We start from the raw sequence: 16,261 nt of genomic DNA, 5'->3' as shown, positions 1-16,261 counted from the left end.
GAGTGGTTCGTATTGTAAAAAATTCGACAATACAGGTGAGGATCTCGAGGATTTGATCTCGATCGAGACGATTGGATTGATCAAAGCAATCGAGAGCTTTCAGACTGGTAAGGGCACGAAGCTCGCGACGTTCGCGGCTCGTTGTATCGAGAATGAAATACTTATGCATCTGCGGTCTTTGAAGAAGACTCGGAAGGACGTGTCTCTTCATGATCCGATTGGCACGGACAAGGAAGGGAACGAGATTACGTTGATCGATATCCTCGGCACCGAGGCGGATGATATTGTCGATAAGGTGCAGTTGAAGATTGAGAAGAGCAAAATATATAAAAATTTGGATATAATCGATGACCGCGAGAAGGAAGTTGTGATCGGCCGCTTTGGGCTGGAGCATGGCGGGGATGAGCGGACGCAGCGGGAGATTGCGAAGGAATTGGGGATATCGCGGAGTTATGTGTCGCGGATTGAGAAAAGGGCGTTGATGAAGCTTTATCATGAGTTTTTCTCTCTTCTAATCTTGTTGAAATAAAATTAATCATGGTTTATTTTTATTAGTTATTTTAATAAATGGGAGTGAATTGAGAATGAGGATACTTGTTTGCGAAGAACTGACTAATGACCTTAAAGTAAATATCGAAAAGATTAAAGATATGTCTGCACAATTGGATAAAAATAACTATGAAGCATTTTTTGTTTACTCATTTGCTTTATTTGAAAGTAGTATTTGTGAGGCTTTACGGCGCATACTGGCTGCCTTTCCCGAAAAGTTATCAGATGAAAAACAGCCGAAACTTAAAAATTCAGATATTTTTAATAATATTTATTCATCTAGTTACATACTCGATACTATTATTAATGCCGAAATTAAATCTATTTGAAAGGTAATGCGTTAGCTCTTTTGCAAATAGCACAAAGTCTTATGGCTATTGGATTAACATTTAATAGAAGTGCAATAGAAGAGGTTTCGGAGTATAGAAATAGACTGGTACATGATAATACAATATCAAACAGGGAATATATCCTAGGTGGGAGAACTGTGAATAGTAATCCTTTTTCACTTGAGAAAGCCAATATTCTTATAGATATACTAACAAAAGTTTTATCAGAATTGGAGTTATGTCTAAAAACGAAGTATCAGAAATATACAAAATTTAAACTTATTAAAGATTTATGGGAAGAAATCTTTGCTACTTCTTTATTAAAGTTCGAAGATTGTATATTGATTAGGCGAGGCGCATTTGATAAGAATACAAACGTAGTTGGTATAAATTTTGATCATTTAGAAACTGTAGTGAAATCAATTTCTTCAGGTGAAAAATTCTTTTTATCTCTTTTATTGCAGCAGTATTCAGGTAGTATAAATGATCGATATTTTAAGTTTGAAGATATACCGAGTTTAGTATCGATATCTTCTAATACCAAAATCAACAAAATTTTGCACGTATTTAATATCTACCCCAACTTGTTCAATGGAGTAAGTATCGATGGTGCTATATAGTGTGCGGTCAACTAGTTAAGTTATGTTGAGTATTAGGGGCAAGGTCAATTCATAAATACAAGTCATTAGTCTACAGTATTCGACATACTTCTCAAACTCGAATGAATAGAATGAGTCTATATGAACTTGATAAAGATGGGGGCAAGAAAACAGTATGATCAAAAAACTTAGTATTAAAAATACAGCTACATATAATCATTTAGGTGTTTCGATGGATGGTTTAAAGAAGATAAATTTCGTTTATGGAAACAATGGCTCTGGAAAAACTACATTAACAGAATATCTACGAAGACCAGAAATGTATCCTGAAAGTAGTATGGATTGGAATGGTAAGGTACTCAAGATTTGTGTGTACAATCGAAATTTTGTGGATGAAAACTTTAGGATAGGTAATTCCATTAGAGGAATATTCACATTGGGTAAAGAGTCTGTAGAGCTGCAGTTTCAAATTAATGAACTTAGAGAGAAAATAAGAAAACATGATGAAGCAATTTTTAAATTAAAAGAGACAATTTCTGAAAAGAAATCCGTTTTAATTGGCATTAGTGATGATTTTAAAGATTCATGTTGGGAGATAAAAAAAAGAATGGATGACTCTTTTAAAGAGTCGATTGAAGGAGTTAGAAATTCACGAGATAAATTTATGGATAAATTTTTAGAGGAAGCCACAAACAATTCAAGAGAAATTCGTTCGCTAGAAGAATTGGGGAAACTCAAAAGTAGTCTTTACGAGTTAAAAGGTGAAATGATCAAAAAAAATAACAGAATATTACTAGAGGAACGATTAGATGATCACCATATATTCAGAAGAAAAATCATCGGAAAAGAAGATGTAGATATTGCTACGTTGATTACAAAATTACAAATAAGTGACTGGGTTAAACAAGGTCAAAATATTGTAAAAGAGACAGATGACGTATGCCCTTTCTGCCAGCAAACACTTCCGTCTATGTTTGAGGAGAAGCTGAATTTATATTTTGATCAATCTTATATTGATAACATTCAACGATTAGACTTGATATCGAAAAAATATATTGAGAATGTGGAGAATGTAATCATACAAATTAAATTCTTGTTGGATTATTCTAAAGGTGAGTTTATTAATAAACAAAAAATAGAGATTAGTCTGAAATTAATTAAATCGAAGCTTGAAGAAAACAAATTGTTAATTGAAGGTAAAATAAAGGAGCCCAGCAGAAGTGTTGAATTGGCAGAGATAGAGGCTTTGATTTTTGAAATAAATCAAGAAGTAAAGGAATCCAATCAAAAGATTGATAAGCATAACAAACTAATTGAAAATATAAAAAATGAAAAAGAAAACCTGTCTAGGGATGTATGGAGATACATAATCGAACAAAATAGCTCGAACTATCAAGTATTTATGAAAAAGAAAGGAGATCTTGAAAGGGTAATATTAGGATTAGAAAATAGTAAACAACAAAAAGCAAATTTCATGAATCAGTTTGAACAAGATTTACATCAAAAACAACAGCAAGTTACAAGCGTTGATTACTCCGTAGCCGAGATTAATAAGATATTACATTCATTTGGCTTTAAATCATTTCGTTTGGCTTCCGCGGATGAAGAAGGAAATTATAGGATTGTTCGAGAGAATGGTGAAGAAGCACATAACACACTTAGTGAAGGTGAAAGGACGTTCATCACTTTTCTTTATTTTTACCAATTATTAAAAGGTAGTAATGAAATTAAGGATATACAGTCCGAGAAAATTGTAGTTATTGATGACCCCATTTCCAGTTTGGATAGTAGCGTTCTTTTTATGGTTAGTAGTCTAATTAGAAAAATAATATTTGAAATAAAAGAGGATTCGTCTGATATTAAACAGTTATTTCTTCTAACGCATAATATTTACTTTCACAAAGAAGTTACCTTCAACCAAGGGAATAAAAGTTTTGGAGAAGCAACTTATTGGATATTAAGAAAGAATAATGATACAACATCAATTGAGCCATTTTCTAGGAATCCAATTAGAACATCTTACGAATTACTCTGGAAGGAACTAAGGAACCCAAATAATTATAATTTTGTATCAATTCAAAATACAATGAGACGAATTCTTGAAAATTATTTTAAATTTTTTGGCGATACAAATATTGATGATCTTGAAAATGACTTTGATAATGATGAAAAAATGATTTGTCGTTCATTACTATCATGGATAAATGATGGCTCTCATTCTGTTAGTGAAGATTTATATGTAGAAAGTAACCTGGACATAGTAAGCAGATATTTGAGTGTCTTCAAGAGCATATTTGAGAAGAAAAATCATCTTGCTCACTACAGTATGATGATGAAGGAATTTGAGATTAATGCAAATTCACAATCTCAAGTCGTTTCAGAAGTAACTGCTGGGATCAGGGAAGCTGCTGGTGCAGCAGCAGAGTAACTCTTATCAAGCCCGATCTGGACTAAATAAATCTTTGGGATTATTGATGTGAAAATGAAAAAAACCTCATCATTAAAGCTCTAGAAGAGATCTTTAACATCGCAAATCATTTGGCTGATTAGTAAATCCAATGATTTATCCGATTGTAAGAAAATAAATCTTCAAGAGATATTTTGCAAATACGGTGTATGTGGAGTGCGGAGACATGAATATTATTTTATAGGGACGAACTTAGATGTGTTGACGTTTGGTTTACATCGGGTCGGTACTGAGGCTGATGATATCGTGGATAAGGTGCAGCTGAAAATTGAGAAGAGCAAGATATATAAGAATTTGGATATACTCGATGACCGGGAGAAGGAAGTTGTGATCGGCCGCTTCGAGCTGGAGCATGGCGGGGATGAGCGGACGCAGCGGGAGATTGCGAAGGAGCTTGGGATTTCGCGGAGTTATGTGTCGCGCATTGAGAAGAGGGCGCTGATGAAGCTTTATCATGAGTTTTATAAGGCGAAGAGATGAATCGGTTTGTATATTTTGTTATACCGTATAACAATTAAATGGGATTAATCAGAGGAGCCTTGGGAGTCAGCATTCTCTTACTTGACATATCTGATCGCTAGGGACAGCTGGTCCATTGTTGGCAGCGATGAGGTCAGGGGTTCTATGGGTTCTATCCCTAGGCTAGGAGCTCGACCAGCTCATTAAATTTTACCATCACCCTTTCTCCATAACGAAGGACGAGCTGCCAGATCTTCAAAACTATCCGTTGCGGGATTAACGTATGGCGGCAAGGCTCGGTAAGGCCCTGCCGGGTTCGAATTTCGAGTTTGGCAGGTTCTGATTTACAGAGAAGATGGACTAAGGTCTGATGACGAAGCTGGCACAGGAATTGAATTTATTGCTAAGTGCCTTCTGTGTAAAGCATGCAAATCTGACGAAGCCCTCCGCACGTTTGTCTTATTTAGATGGATTGAAAGAAACGCTGGAGGTGACGAAGCGACTGCAGTGCCGAACGCTCATCTTGACAGTGGGCAGTGAGCAAGCCGGTGTACCCCGAGAGGAGCAGCGGCGAAGCTTAGTAGAAGAACTTCGTGCGAGCCTTCGTCTGCTGGATGGGACCGACGTGATTACGGTAAACGGACGAATTATCATTCAGTTTCAGCACGATAATGCTTAGGGGAAGCTCCTTTAATCTTTTTAAACATTTTGGAGAAGAGCAAAGGGTCATTGTAGCCGACGGAGCGGGAGATATCACCTATCGTCAGCTCAACGTTCCCCATCATTTCACATGCTTTTTGGACCCTAATACGAATTAAGTATTCCTGAATACTAGTATTCATTTGTTGTTTGAATAACGAACATAGATAGCTGCGATTGAGTCCGATTATGCTGGCAATGTCTCCAATGGTAATTTTCTGAGCAAAGTTAGTTTCGATGATTTCCTTTACCTTTTCAACGTAAATTTCCGCACGACTTTCCTTTTGCTCTATAGGCGTTACTGGACCAGATTCTGCAAGCAGGGATAATAATAGGTAAAGCAAACCGGTCAGCCTGGTTTCTCTCGTTTTATGATTTTCATTGGGCTCGGCCATTAACTTCAAATATTTATAAATCATATCGTCTTTACCACAGTTGAGTATGGGGCATTCCCTCGTTAATCCTGCTTGCTTGAGGAGCAATTCTGCCAATGTTCCGTCAAAACCAAACCAGCAATAAGACCAAGGGCTTCTGGAATCGGCTTGATAATAAGTAATGACAGCTGGGCTAATAAGAAAACCCTGACCCTTCTGAAGCCGGTATTTGTTTCCGTCGACTTCAAAGATTCCTTCTCCGTCCAAAATATAATGAAGAAGAAAATGACTTCTTATGGCTGGCCCAAAAAAATGACTTGGAATACATTCTTCAATGCCAAATTGTGTTAAATACAATTCAGTGTGCTGTTTGCTTCGTGACAAATACTCAATCATGGTATATCCCCTTCATATTAAATTCCAAGCATTATAACATAACTAGTGAGCATCAAGCTATGTACGCAATATTAAGTATTGATATATTATTCCTGTATAGTTGACAAAGCATCAATTAATTAGTGCCAAGCTTAAAACCATATTTTATTTTGAGAATACATTAAAACATTTGCTCTAAGAGGGTAGTGTTGAGAGGAGAAGTTTAATGGGCATCATTGTTCAAGAGAATACGGGGCTTTTTCACCTGCAGTCGGTCGGCATGAGTTATCTTATTCAAATTAAGGATGGATATCCTATCCATGTATATTGGGGGGGCAACCTGAAGCATAGGGAACCCATGGCGGATTTATTAATTCACACTGCCGAGAAGGCTGGATTGGATCGCTTATTCCAAGAATACCCTCAATACGGGAGCGGGGATTTTCGTAACCMGGCTTATCAAGTAGAGCTTGAGGATGGAACCCGAATTACGGAGTTAAAGTACGAAGGATATAAGCTCATTAAGGGGAAGCCTTCATTAGCTGGACTTCCAGCCGTTTATGTAGAAAATGAAACCGAAGCAGAGACTTTGGAGCTGGAGCTGAAGGATGCTTATTCTGGTCTAAAAGTTGTCCTTATCTATACTGTTTTTGTTGATCGGAATGTCATTATCCGTTCTGCGCGGTTCAGTAATGAAGGGGAAAAGAAGCTTCGGCTTCTCCGTGCTTTAAGTGCAAGTGTAGACTTCCCGGATAAAGAGGACTTAGAAATCATCTATCTCACCGGAGCCTGGGCTCGAGAAGGTAATATAACCCGTAGAGCGCTACATCAAGGTGAAACTCGAATCGATAGCAAGAGAGGCATGAGCAGCCATCAATTAAACCCCTTTTACGCGTTGGTCACTCCGGAAACAACAGAAAACCATGGTGAGGCTTACGGCTTCAGCTTAGTATACAGCGGTGGATTTGAAGCGGTAGCTGAAGTGGATTCATTCGGCTCTACGCGAATTAGCATGGGAGTGAATTCCTTTGATTTCACATGGCTATTGAATCCAAGTGATAGTTTCCAAACACCGGAAGTCGTTATGGTTTACTCTAAGCAAGGGTTGGGCGAGATGTCGCGTACTTATCATCGCTTGTACCGGACAAAGCTATGCCGAGGGGAATATCGGGATAAAGAGCGGCCGATTCTAGTCAATAACTGGGAGGCTACTTATTTTAATTTTAATGCTGAAAAGTTGTTAGCAATAGCGGAAGAGGGGGAGAAGCTAGGAATAGAGCTGTYCGTTTTAGATGACGGCTGGTTCGGAAAGCGGGATTCCGATAATTCATCTCTTGGTGATTGGTACGAGGATCGCCGAAAACTGCCGGACGGACTTGCGGATGTGGCGGAACGCATTAATCGACTTGGGCTTCAATTCGGACTTTGGTTTGAACCCGAGATGATATCGCCGGACAGCGATCTTTACCGGGAGCATCCGGACTGGTGTCTTCATGTTCCTGGACGCAGGCGCAGCGAAGCAAGGTGGCAGCTCGTGCTGGATTATACTCGAAAGGAAGTTCGAGATTACATTTACGACTCCCTTTCAGCGATCTTCTCCAGCGTGCCGGTTTCTTATGTGAAATGGGACATGAACCGCGCTCTAACTGAAATGGGTTCCGCTTCACTGCCCCCTGAACGTCAATCGGAGACTTCCCATCGTTATGTTTTAGGATTGTACGAGCTGTTGGAACGCATCACCACGGCATATCCGAATATTTTGTTTGAGAGTTGCTCAAGTGGAGGAGGCCGCTTCGACCCTGGAATGCTCTACTACATGCCTCAAACCTGGACAAGTGATAATACGGATGCTGTAGAAAGGTTAAAGATTCAATACGGTACCAGCCTTGTTTACCCTGTAAGTGCAATTGGAGCTCATGTATCAGCCGTACCTAACCACCAAGTTGGACGGATTACGCCACTTGATTTTCGAGGGAACGTCGCTATGTCTGGAAACTTTGGATATGAGCTTGATCTAACCAAATTCAGCGATGAAGAAAAAGAGATTGTCAAAAATCAAGTCATCACCTACAAGCAAATTCGTGGTTTAGTTCAAAAAGGCGATATGTATCGCTTGAAGAGTCCATTTGAAGGGAACGAATCGGCTTGGATGTTTGTATCCGAAGACAAAGAAGAAGCCGTTGTGTACTTTTTCCAAGTGATGGCCGTGCCGAATGCAAGGCGAAGAACCTTGCGGCTTGATGGGCTTAACCCGGAACTTGAATACGAAGTTTGGTCAGGTGACGATGGTGAAAAGTCAAGCTATGGGGGAGACAGGCTCATGCAATTAGGACTACACCTTGCTTATCATCAGAAAGACTATGAAAGTGGATCGTTCAGACTTAAAGCAATTAAGCTAGGGTAAGACTCCTTTAAATGTTCTAGAGAACTTGCAATTGACTGATGCCCCATTTTTATGAAAAGGGGCATTTTGCATGTAACGGCCGAAATGGCCTGGGAGTCAGATATTTTCTTGTTGCAGAATCTCCTTGGATGAAAGAAATATTGTACATAGAATATACAAGAATGAAATGCTTTCATTTTTATCACGCGTCCATCGACACTCCTGTTGAACATCGATAAAGGGCTGTCCCTCAAAGTATTCAGCTTTGTGAGACAGCCCTTAGCAAGATGCAAGCTGCTTGATCTTATAATGTTAGAATATCTACTCCCAGAGCGGGCAGCGTGATCTTCTGCTCTGATCTCTCGCTCGTCAACAAGCTGCGATAGGGAACGTCAAGCGTAACCTCACGTTGATCATTCGTCAAATTGATTAGGAACAGGAAGCTTTCCTCACCCTTCGTTCGAATTGAGAGCTCGACACCTTCCGGCAGCTGGAGCTTGGGAGCCAAGTCGTTTTCCTTCAATATCCCTTCGAACAGCTGATAGAAATACGATGGCTCCGGCCAAGTGCCGACATAATACACTTCACCTTCACCAAGCTTATTGACAGTGACCGCCGGCACACCTTCGTAAAAGTCGTTGTCATACCAGGCAATCGGTTCTGCTCCTCGCAGTTCCAGCAAATCACACCATTGCTTCGCAGCGAATGTCTGTCCCGCCGCGTTCCGTATTCGATGTTCGCTGTTGCCGATTGCATCATATTCACTCACGACAACACCCGCCGCTTCTGCAAGCAGCCCTGGCAGAGGCAGCATCTCACATACATTTCTCATGTTCTTCACGCCTGTCCGATTGGTGAGGACGACCGTGCCACCACCGGCTGCGAATCGCTCCAGCCGCTGCGCTACTTCTTCACTTAACAGAAAGAGGGATGGGACAATGACCAACTTGTAGCCATCGAGCTCCTCGGTCCAGTTGATAACGTCCGTACCGACGCCCATTTTCAGAAATGCATTGTGCATAGAGGACAAGTTGTCTATATAATGCATTCCTCCTTCCGTTTGCGCCTGAAGGGAAAGCGCCGTGTGTTGATCATGCGAATGCAGAATAGCAACCTGGGTAACGATCGTCGAGTCTGCAAGCAGTTCTCCCAGCTGGTTCACCTCGCGAGTAAGCTCCGCGAACTCCCTGAACCTGCGTCCAGGAACATTGCTATGGTCGATAAGCCCATGCCAGAACTGTTCGGCTCCAACGGCAGCACTCCGCCAGCGGAAATGGACGACCATATCGGCGCCGCGGGCGATTGTCTGCCAGGAACGAGCTCGGATCAGTCCGGGATAAGGGGTGCGCTGAATTGGCATCCAGGCGCCTTGCGCTCCGCTCAGCTGCTCCATTACCCAGAAATTGCGGCGCTTGATGCCGCGAACCAAGTCCAGCGTCAGCGCTCCGTTCCTCGGAAACCGATCGCCATGATCGCGATACAGCTCATTCGGGTAATAATCGACAGAGGCAAAGTCCAACTCTTTGTAAAGATCATAATAGTCCAAGCTATTCGGGAATTGCCACATGTTATGCGTGACGAATTGGCCTGGACAGTTGCTGCGTATAATTTCAAGCTGCCATCCGAGCAGATAGCCTACGCTGTCCGAGCAGAACCGCTTGTACTCTAGAAGATAAGAAGGATTCATCGGCTTACTCGTACCGAGCGGCGTTGTTACCTCGGCCCAACTGCTGTACTCTCCGCTCCAGACGACCATGCCCCACTCCCGGTTTATCTCTTCCAGACTGGAATAACGCTTCTGCAGCCAAGCGACAAATGCACGATTGCACGTGTCGCAATGGCATTCTTGATAGTGCATCTCGTTATCGATTTGCCAGCCAATGACGGCGGGATGCTTCGCATAGCGCTGTGACATCACTTCCACAAATTTGGAGCCCAGCATTCTCAAGGAATAGCTGTTGTTGCAGCGATGTCCACGCACACCCGGCCGGATGATTTGACGTTGCTCATCCCTTGGCAGCACATCCGGATAACGGGTTGTCATCCAGTTCGGCGGCGTATTGGTAGGTGTGCATAATACGATCTCCATGCCGCGTGCGGCGAATACTTCTATAGCCGCATCCAACCATTCAAACCGATAATTACCCTCGGTTGGCTCCATTCGGCTCCAGGCGAACTCCGCGAATCGTACAACTGCAACACCTGTTTCTTGCATAAGCGCAGCATCCTTCTCCCAAAGCTCGGGAGCCCATTGCTCTGGATAATAATCGATTCCGATCTTAATCGCCATTCTGTAATCTCCTTTGTCCATCAATATATTGCGAGTATATGATATATTAACTGGAGTGAAAATCTTAAATAATTAATATAGTATAACAATATTAAGATATCAGGAGAGTTGATCGCATGCCTCATCCCAATCGCGTTTTCCCAGTACTTTCCGCCCGAGACAAGCTGCTCCCTTTTTATTTGCTTGGCATTGGCCTGCATCATGAACAGGAGCATATACGCCGAGACCCAGGCATTCTCGATTATCAGTGGATTCAATGCCGCAGTGGCGAAGGCAAGCTCAAGCTAAGCGAAACGGAGTATATCGTCAAGCAAGGCATGGGCATGCTGCTGTTCCCCGGTCAGAAGCACGAATACTATGCTTTGTCGGGGAACTGGGAAGTCGACTGGATTATCTTTGATGGCAGCGGGTCAGCGAGCTTGTTTGAAACAGTCGGCATTGTAGACACATGCGTATTCGCGCTTGCATCGCCCGAATACCTTTTATCCCGCATGCGGGAGCTGCTGCAAGCTGCCCTTACGCCGCAAGAGCAAACGTTAAGCAATTACGCCTGTTCCGCCATCCTCTATACCTTATTGACGGAAATTATTCAGCGCGTCTCTGTCGAAGGTAGCGATACCGTCGGGCAGCAGTATGAGCGGTTAAAACCGGTCTTGGATTACATTGACCAGCATTATGCTGAAGAGATTGCTTTGCATACGCTCGCCGGATTGTTGTGCGTCACACCGGAATATTTTTGCCATTTGTTCAAGAAGACGACAGGCATTCGCCCTATTAGTTATGTCAATCAGGTAAGGATCAACAAGAGCAAGGAACTGCTGCTCGACAATGTGCAGCACGGGATGCAGGATATTGCTCATCAAGTCGGCTTCGAATCTGCCAGCTATTATGGAGCTATCTTCAAGAAGCTGGAACGGCTGACTCCTGGTGCCTTCCGCCGTAGCTATCAGAAGTCGTAACATATGTGCTGTCTAAGTGCGTACGGAGAGTAAATTTGTACCTAGTCAACTTCTTGGAAGCAAATTCATTGGACATAAAAAACGCGTTATCCATATGGGATAACGCGTTTTTATTAGGATTTCAGTGAAATGCCAGCTTTGCTTGAGCAGGCATTCTTCAAAGATTTGATTCTCATTGATGTGCATCATATTAAGCCAACTCCGCATCAACCCTATTATGTATAGTTCATAACGGGGATGAGCTATCTGCTCATGAATATCCAGAGGGCAAAGAAGTTTACCGATATGCAGAGCTAATGTTTTACTTCCGCCTGACTGACCGCTATCGGATTAGGCGTTCAAAGATTTTAATCACTATTGGCCAATCCACTGGTTGAAAAAGCTGGCAAGATTGCCTCATGAACACCATACTTGGCTCAGCGAAGGACCTACCATTCCTAATGGAGATCCAACAGAACCTTTTTCAACGGACAAAAAGATGACGGGCATCAATCTTCTATCTCCCAATCGTAAAGAGACTGCCTTTCATATACTAATAATGGACAGCGAATGCAATGTACGCTGCTACTGCCTTGTTCCGCTATTCGATGAAGAGATGAAATTCAAATTAAATCAGGGTAGTGAAGCGCTCGCTAGGAAGTTTCCCAACAATCGAATCGATGATGTGATTAATTTAAATATAAAAAACGCATGCAAGCAATCCTTTTTCTCCAAATGGATAAGGTAACAATAAGCATTCTCGAGAAAAAACGAAGATATTAACAGGTGGCCTCATGGCCGCTTTTTTTTTGTTCTGGCACAAAGAACAAATCATTACGATGAAAATCCAATCAACGTTATATGGTTTAACTAATTGTAACCCCTTACAATGTATAACAGAAGGAGGGATGCGACATCATGTTAGCACAATTATACAAATATCGTTGGCAGTATGTCATGATTTTACCGGCAGTTTTGCTTTTGTTTCTGTTTAACTATGTTCCGATGGCGGGCATTCAAATCGCATTCCGCGATTTTCAGATCGGGTCCTCTATATGGGACAGCGCGTGGGTTGGATTCCAAAACTTCACGTTTCTGCAAGAGCCTCAGTTTTGGATCGTCGTGAAAAATACGTTGTTTATTTCGGTATTGAAATTCGTATTCGGATTTCCGGCTCCAATCATATTGGCCATAATGATTAATGAATTGGTGAGCGCAGGCTTCAAAAGATTTGTTCAATCGGTCAGCTACTTGCCTCACTTCTTCTCATGGATTGTCGTTGCTTATATTCTACAATCCTTTCTTACGCTAGACGGCGGTTTGGCAAACGACTTGATTGCGAAAATGGGCGGAGAACCTATCTTTTTCCTAGGCTCGGAGAGCTGGTTCCGGCCAATGATCGTCTCTAGCGGTTTATGGAAAGAAGTGGGCTGGAATACGATTCTATATCTCGCGGCGATTACGGCGATCGATCCCCAGCAATATGAAGCGGCCAAGGTGGAAGGCGCGGGCAAATGGGCACAGATTCGGCATGTCACGCTGCCAGGCATGATCCCAACGGTCTCGATCGTCCTTATTCTTAGCATTCCAAGCCTGATTACCGTAGGCATGGATCAGATTTATCCGCTCTTGAATCCGGCAAACATGCAGGTGGCGGACGTTCTTGATACGTATGTTCTTCGAACTGGCCTGCAACAGGGGTATTTCGGTATGGCGACCGCTATCGGACTGCTGTCATCCGTAATAAGTCTTATTCTAGTCGTGTTCACGAATCAGGTATCTAGAAAATTGAACGGCGAGGGGTTGTGGTAACCGATGAAACGTACAATGGGAGAACTCATCTCACAAAGCATCCTTGTCGTTCTCATGATTCTGCTATGTGTGTCCGTGCTGTATCCGTTTGCCTATATGCTGGCGATCTCGCTGAATGAGGGAACCGACGCAGCGAAGGGCGGCGTATATTTATGGCCTAGGGCATTCACGCTAATCAACTATGAAATCGTACTCGGTAACGAAGTAATTCAGCACGCTTATCTCATTACAATATTGCGTACGATTGCGGGTACAATAGCTGGCCTTATGGTCACGCTGATGGTGGCATTCGGCTTATCGTATACGAAGGTTCCATTCCGCAAATCGATTCTAAGCTATATTTTGCTGACGATGCTTTTCAGCGGCGGGCTTGTGCCTCTTTATATTCAACTTTATAATTTGGGACTTATTAACAACTTCTTAGTTTATATCATACCTGGCATGTTCTCGGCTTGGAATATGTTTGTCATGCTGAAGTTCATTCAAGGCATTCCGGAGGCTCTTGTGGAGTCGGCAGAGCTGGACGGTGCAGGACCGTTCCGCGTATTGCTCCAAATTATCGTTCCGCTGTCGAAGCCGATGCTCGCGGCGATCGGATTGTTCACCGCAGTCGGCCATTGGAATGATTGGTTCGCCGGGGCGTTCTACGTTACCAAGCAGGATCTTATTCCGGTACAAACGTTTCTGCAGCAGTTATTGTCGGCACAGGATATGTCAGCCATTCTGGGCTCGAACTCGAATCAGGAAGCACTAGCCAGAGGATCGCAAATGCAAAACGTGACACTCATGTCAGTCAAAATGGCAACCGTCATGGTAAGCGCGATTCCGATTCTATGTGTGTATCCGTTCCTTCAGAAGTATTTCGTGAAGGGCGTATTGATCGGCTCGGTCAAAGGTTAAGAGCCGTTACTTTGAGGGTATTGGGCTTCATCACATACCGTTATTTAGGCAAGCGAAAAGGGGAGAAAAGAAGCATGCAGAGCAAATGGGTAAAGAAGACCGGTTTAATGGCTATGTCCGCGGTCGTACTGCTTTCTGTGGTCGCAGGATGTTCCGGTTCGAACGCATCCAAGAACGATCCGAAAAGCACGAACGCAGCGCAAGGCGGAACGGAAACGACAAAAGGCTCGAACAAATTCAATCTATGGCTGGGCTGGTCAGCAACGGTTAATAATGATAGCCTCGTCCAAAAAAATTGGAAGGAAACGGAGCCAGGCATTGAAGTTGTGCTTGAAGCTACTCAAGGTGACGCCGTTACGGCGCTTAACTTGAAGCTGAATACGGGCGGCTTCGAAGATGCAGCGGTCTTCAACCGCAGTGAAATCGTGAAAGCAGCGATGATTCGCTCCAATAAAATTATGTCAGTCGAGCAATATTTCGATATGCCTGATCAATATCCTAACCTTGCAGCGATTCCTAAGCAATATTTGGACCAAATGAAGGATGCGGACGGGCATATTTGGTCCATTCCAACCTGGTTCGACCAAAATCCAGACAATCCATGGCCGGGCTGGGCATCGCAAACATGGCTTGTCCGTACGGACGTGCTTGAGAAAGCGGGAATGACCACGGCTGATTTGGCTACGATTGAAGGCGTTGAAGCGTACTTGAAAAAAGCCGCTGAGCAAAAAGACGCATCAGGCAAGCCGCTAATTCCGCTTAGCTTCTTAATGGATCCTAACGATACGGCAGGCTGGAACGATGAAAATACAGTTTTGAGCACGTTTGGCGTAACGACGGGAGGCGGTATTATCCCGGTAGAGAAGAAGGGTGACGACCTTGTCCTCTTGTATGACGACCCACAGTATAAAGTGGCTTACCAATGGATGAACAAAATGTATCGTTCCAATCTGGTGGACCCAGAGGTCGTAACCGATAAAAAGGAACGCTACAAAGAGAAAAACAAAGCTGGACGCGTAGCAATGAACGTAGGCTCCTTCTTTAACGTGGATAATTCAATCTGGGAGACGCTGGACGGCCCGACTGAGCCAGGCTGGTTCTATCAAGTCGTTCCATTCCCTAAGGTAGAGGGCGTCGAGAAGCTTGGCGCGAACACTGTCATCAATCCGTATCCAGGATATGACGTCTACATTAGCAAAGATTCCAAAAATCTAGAGGCGGTTTTGAAGTTTCTTGATTACTCACTTAAGCCTGGAGCGGAACAGCAGCAAGTCATTAACGAAGGACCGGAAGGAAAGTTTTGGGGCTGGATCGATCAGCCGCTAGGTCGATGGAATTATATTGATGCAGAATATGATAAAGCGCGTAATTCTGGCGAGCCTGCACAGAAAGCGAAAGTAACGCCAGAGCTTTACATGATTTCTTCTTACAATAACGACTGGTATCCGTGGTGGAATTACGGCACAGGTGATAAAGTCGGAAACGAAAAAACGTCGGAATTCACGGCAACGGTTGGACAGATGGGCGCCGTGCGCAGCACGCAAACCTATGACTTAGTTAAAGCGAAGGCAGGCGGTCTGCTAGAGAAATACTTGCCTGAGCTCGAAAACATTCGTAAAGAATATAGAGCGAAATTCATCATGTCCAAAAGCGACGAGCAGTTCGAAGCAACTTGGTTGGCTTTCCGCGATGCCCTTGAGAAACGTGGGCACTGGACTGAAGTTAAGCAAGAATGGCAGGAGCAATATGAAGTATTGCTGAAAGAGCAAGGATAGCTATAAACAATGAGGGAGCAATCCTTGTAGTGAACTGCACTTCGTCAAGCAGACAGAACAATAAATAAAAATCAATTAAGCGGCCTTAGTTCTGTATTCCATCGGACTGAGGCCGTTTAGTTTTGCTTGTAACCGTTCGTTAATGTAAAAGTGGATATAGTCTGCGCGGTATCTTGCGCTTGAAAGCTACAGGGACAAATTTCTGCTTTGTTCCATTTTTTTGATTATGACGGTGCTGAAAAATGTCGTGTGGCGCATTCATAAGCTAGGAACGCGTATGTAAATGTCAATCAAGATCAATTCGATGTCAGC

At 43.0% G+C, this 16,261-nt stretch carries 11 protein-coding genes and 4 pseudogenes; 12 read left to right on the top strand and 3 right to left on the bottom strand.

The window, feature by feature from the left end:
* Positions 1-16 precede the first annotated feature (16 nt).
* From sigK to AC1DLI_RS25300, 6 genes and pseudogenes are all read left to right on the top strand, one after another.
* Positions 17-529: pseudogene (gene sigK / locus AC1DLI_RS25325) on the top strand (RNA polymerase sporulation sigma factor SigK); the annotation flags it as partial.
* Between the two features lie 55 nt (positions 530-584).
* On the top strand, positions 585-878 hold the full coding sequence (locus tag AC1DLI_RS25320; RefSeq protein WP_477607241.1) for a hypothetical protein: 294 nt from the start codon (positions 585-587) through the stop codon (positions 876-878).
* A gap of 158 nt (positions 879-1,036) precedes the next feature.
* Positions 1,037-1,498: a hypothetical protein gene (locus AC1DLI_RS25315; RefSeq protein ID WP_477607240.1), complete on the top strand. Its 462-nt coding sequence runs from the start codon at positions 1,037-1,039 to the stop codon at positions 1,496-1,498.
* Positions 1,499-1,652: 154 nt separating this feature from the next.
* On the top strand, positions 1,653-3,905 hold the full coding sequence (locus tag AC1DLI_RS25310) for an AAA family ATPase (RefSeq protein WP_477607239.1): 2,253 nt from the start codon (positions 1,653-1,655) through the stop codon (positions 3,903-3,905).
* A gap of 261 nt (positions 3,906-4,166) precedes the next feature.
* A pseudogene (locus tag AC1DLI_RS25305) lies at positions 4,167-4,424 on the top strand (sigma-70 family RNA polymerase sigma factor); the annotation flags it as partial.
* 349 nt (positions 4,425-4,773) lie between these two features.
* On the top strand, positions 4,774-5,082 hold the full coding sequence (locus AC1DLI_RS25300; RefSeq protein ID WP_477607238.1) for a hypothetical protein: 309 nt from the start codon (positions 4,774-4,776) through the stop codon (positions 5,080-5,082).
* On the opposite strand, the gene AC1DLI_RS25295 is transcribed toward AC1DLI_RS25300, so the two are convergent.
* Entirely contained in the window at positions 5,054-5,872 is an 819-nt protein-coding gene (locus tag AC1DLI_RS25295) for an AraC family transcriptional regulator (RefSeq protein WP_477607237.1), read from the bottom strand. The genes AC1DLI_RS25300 and AC1DLI_RS25295 overlap by 29 nt on opposite strands.
* Positions 5,873-6,077: 205 nt before the next feature.
* On the opposite strand from AC1DLI_RS25295, the gene AC1DLI_RS25290 reads away from it, so the two are divergent.
* On the top strand, positions 6,078-8,255 hold the full coding sequence (locus tag AC1DLI_RS25290) for an alpha-galactosidase (protein ID WP_477607236.1): 2,178 nt from the start codon (positions 6,078-6,080) through the stop codon (positions 8,253-8,255).
* Between the two features lie 283 nt (positions 8,256-8,538).
* Here the strand turns inward: AC1DLI_RS25290 and AC1DLI_RS25285 are convergent, their stop codons facing one another.
* Positions 8,539-10,524, bottom strand: a complete 1,986-nt coding sequence (locus tag AC1DLI_RS25285) for a beta-galactosidase (RefSeq protein WP_477607235.1) — start codon at positions 10,522-10,524, stop codon at positions 8,539-8,541.
* Positions 10,525-10,640: 116 nt separating this feature from the next.
* Between AC1DLI_RS25285 and AC1DLI_RS25280 the strand changes: the two genes are divergently transcribed.
* The 5 genes and pseudogenes from AC1DLI_RS25280 (at position 10,641) to AC1DLI_RS25260 (ending at position 15,949) form a co-directional block, all read left to right on the top strand.
* Entirely contained in the window at positions 10,641-11,483 is an 843-nt protein-coding gene (locus tag AC1DLI_RS25280; protein ID WP_477607234.1) for a helix-turn-helix transcriptional regulator, read from the top strand.
* A 358-nt stretch (positions 11,484-11,841) separates the two neighbouring features.
* Positions 11,842-12,210, top strand: a pseudogene (locus AC1DLI_RS25275) (suppressor of fused domain protein); the annotation flags it as partial.
* A gap of 170 nt (positions 12,211-12,380) precedes the next feature.
* The gene (locus tag AC1DLI_RS25270; protein WP_477607233.1) at positions 12,381-13,274 is read left to right on the top strand and encodes an ABC transporter permease; all 894 of its coding nucleotides are present in this window, start codon (positions 12,381-12,383) and stop codon (positions 13,272-13,274) included.
* Between the two features lie 3 nt (positions 13,275-13,277).
* Positions 13,278-14,174, top strand: a complete 897-nt coding sequence (locus AC1DLI_RS25265; protein WP_477607232.1) for a carbohydrate ABC transporter permease — start codon at positions 13,278-13,280, stop codon at positions 14,172-14,174.
* Positions 14,175-14,248: 74 nt separating this feature from the next.
* Positions 14,249-15,949, top strand: coding sequence for a type 2 periplasmic-binding domain-containing protein (locus AC1DLI_RS25260; protein WP_477607231.1), 1,701 nt, complete (start codon positions 14,249-14,251; stop codon positions 15,947-15,949).
* A gap of 75 nt (positions 15,950-16,024) precedes the next feature.
* Here AC1DLI_RS25260 and AC1DLI_RS25255 read toward each other — a convergent pair.
* Positions 16,025-16,108: pseudogene (locus tag AC1DLI_RS25255) on the bottom strand (IS3 family transposase); the annotation flags it as partial.
* Between the last annotated feature and the right edge of the window lie 153 nt (positions 16,109-16,261).

The organism is Paenibacillus sp. 01T443, assembly GCF_056398325.1.
This window is presented reverse-complemented; position numbering and strand designations above follow the sequence as displayed.

What these genes read in the sequence shown, in the direction of transcription:
- AC1DLI_RS25285 (WP_477607235.1), bottom strand. Translation starts at nt 10,524, where the DNA reads ATGGCGATTAAGATCGGAATCGATTATTATCCAGAGCAATGGGCTCCC.
- AC1DLI_RS25270 (WP_477607233.1), top strand. Translation starts at nt 12,381, where the DNA reads ATGTTAGCACAATTATACAAATATCGTTGGCAGTATGTCATGATTTTA.
- AC1DLI_RS25310 (WP_477607239.1), top strand. Translation starts at nt 1,653, where the DNA reads ATGATCAAAAAACTTAGTATTAAAAATACAGCTACATATAATCATTTA.
- AC1DLI_RS25265 (WP_477607232.1), top strand. Translation starts at nt 13,278, where the DNA reads ATGAAACGTACAATGGGAGAACTCATCTCACAAAGCATCCTTGTCGTT.
- AC1DLI_RS25320 (WP_477607241.1), top strand. Translation starts at nt 585, where the DNA reads ATGAGGATACTTGTTTGCGAAGAACTGACTAATGACCTTAAAGTAAAT.
- AC1DLI_RS25260 (WP_477607231.1), top strand. Translation starts at nt 14,249, where the DNA reads ATGCAGAGCAAATGGGTAAAGAAGACCGGTTTAATGGCTATGTCCGCG.
- AC1DLI_RS25295 (WP_477607237.1), bottom strand. Translation starts at nt 5,872, where the DNA reads ATGATTGAGTATTTGTCACGAAGCAAACAGCACACTGAATTGTATTTA.
- AC1DLI_RS25280 (WP_477607234.1), top strand. Translation starts at nt 10,641, where the DNA reads ATGCCTCATCCCAATCGCGTTTTCCCAGTACTTTCCGCCCGAGACAAG.
- AC1DLI_RS25300 (WP_477607238.1), top strand. Translation starts at nt 4,774, where the DNA reads ATGACGAAGCTGGCACAGGAATTGAATTTATTGCTAAGTGCCTTCTGT.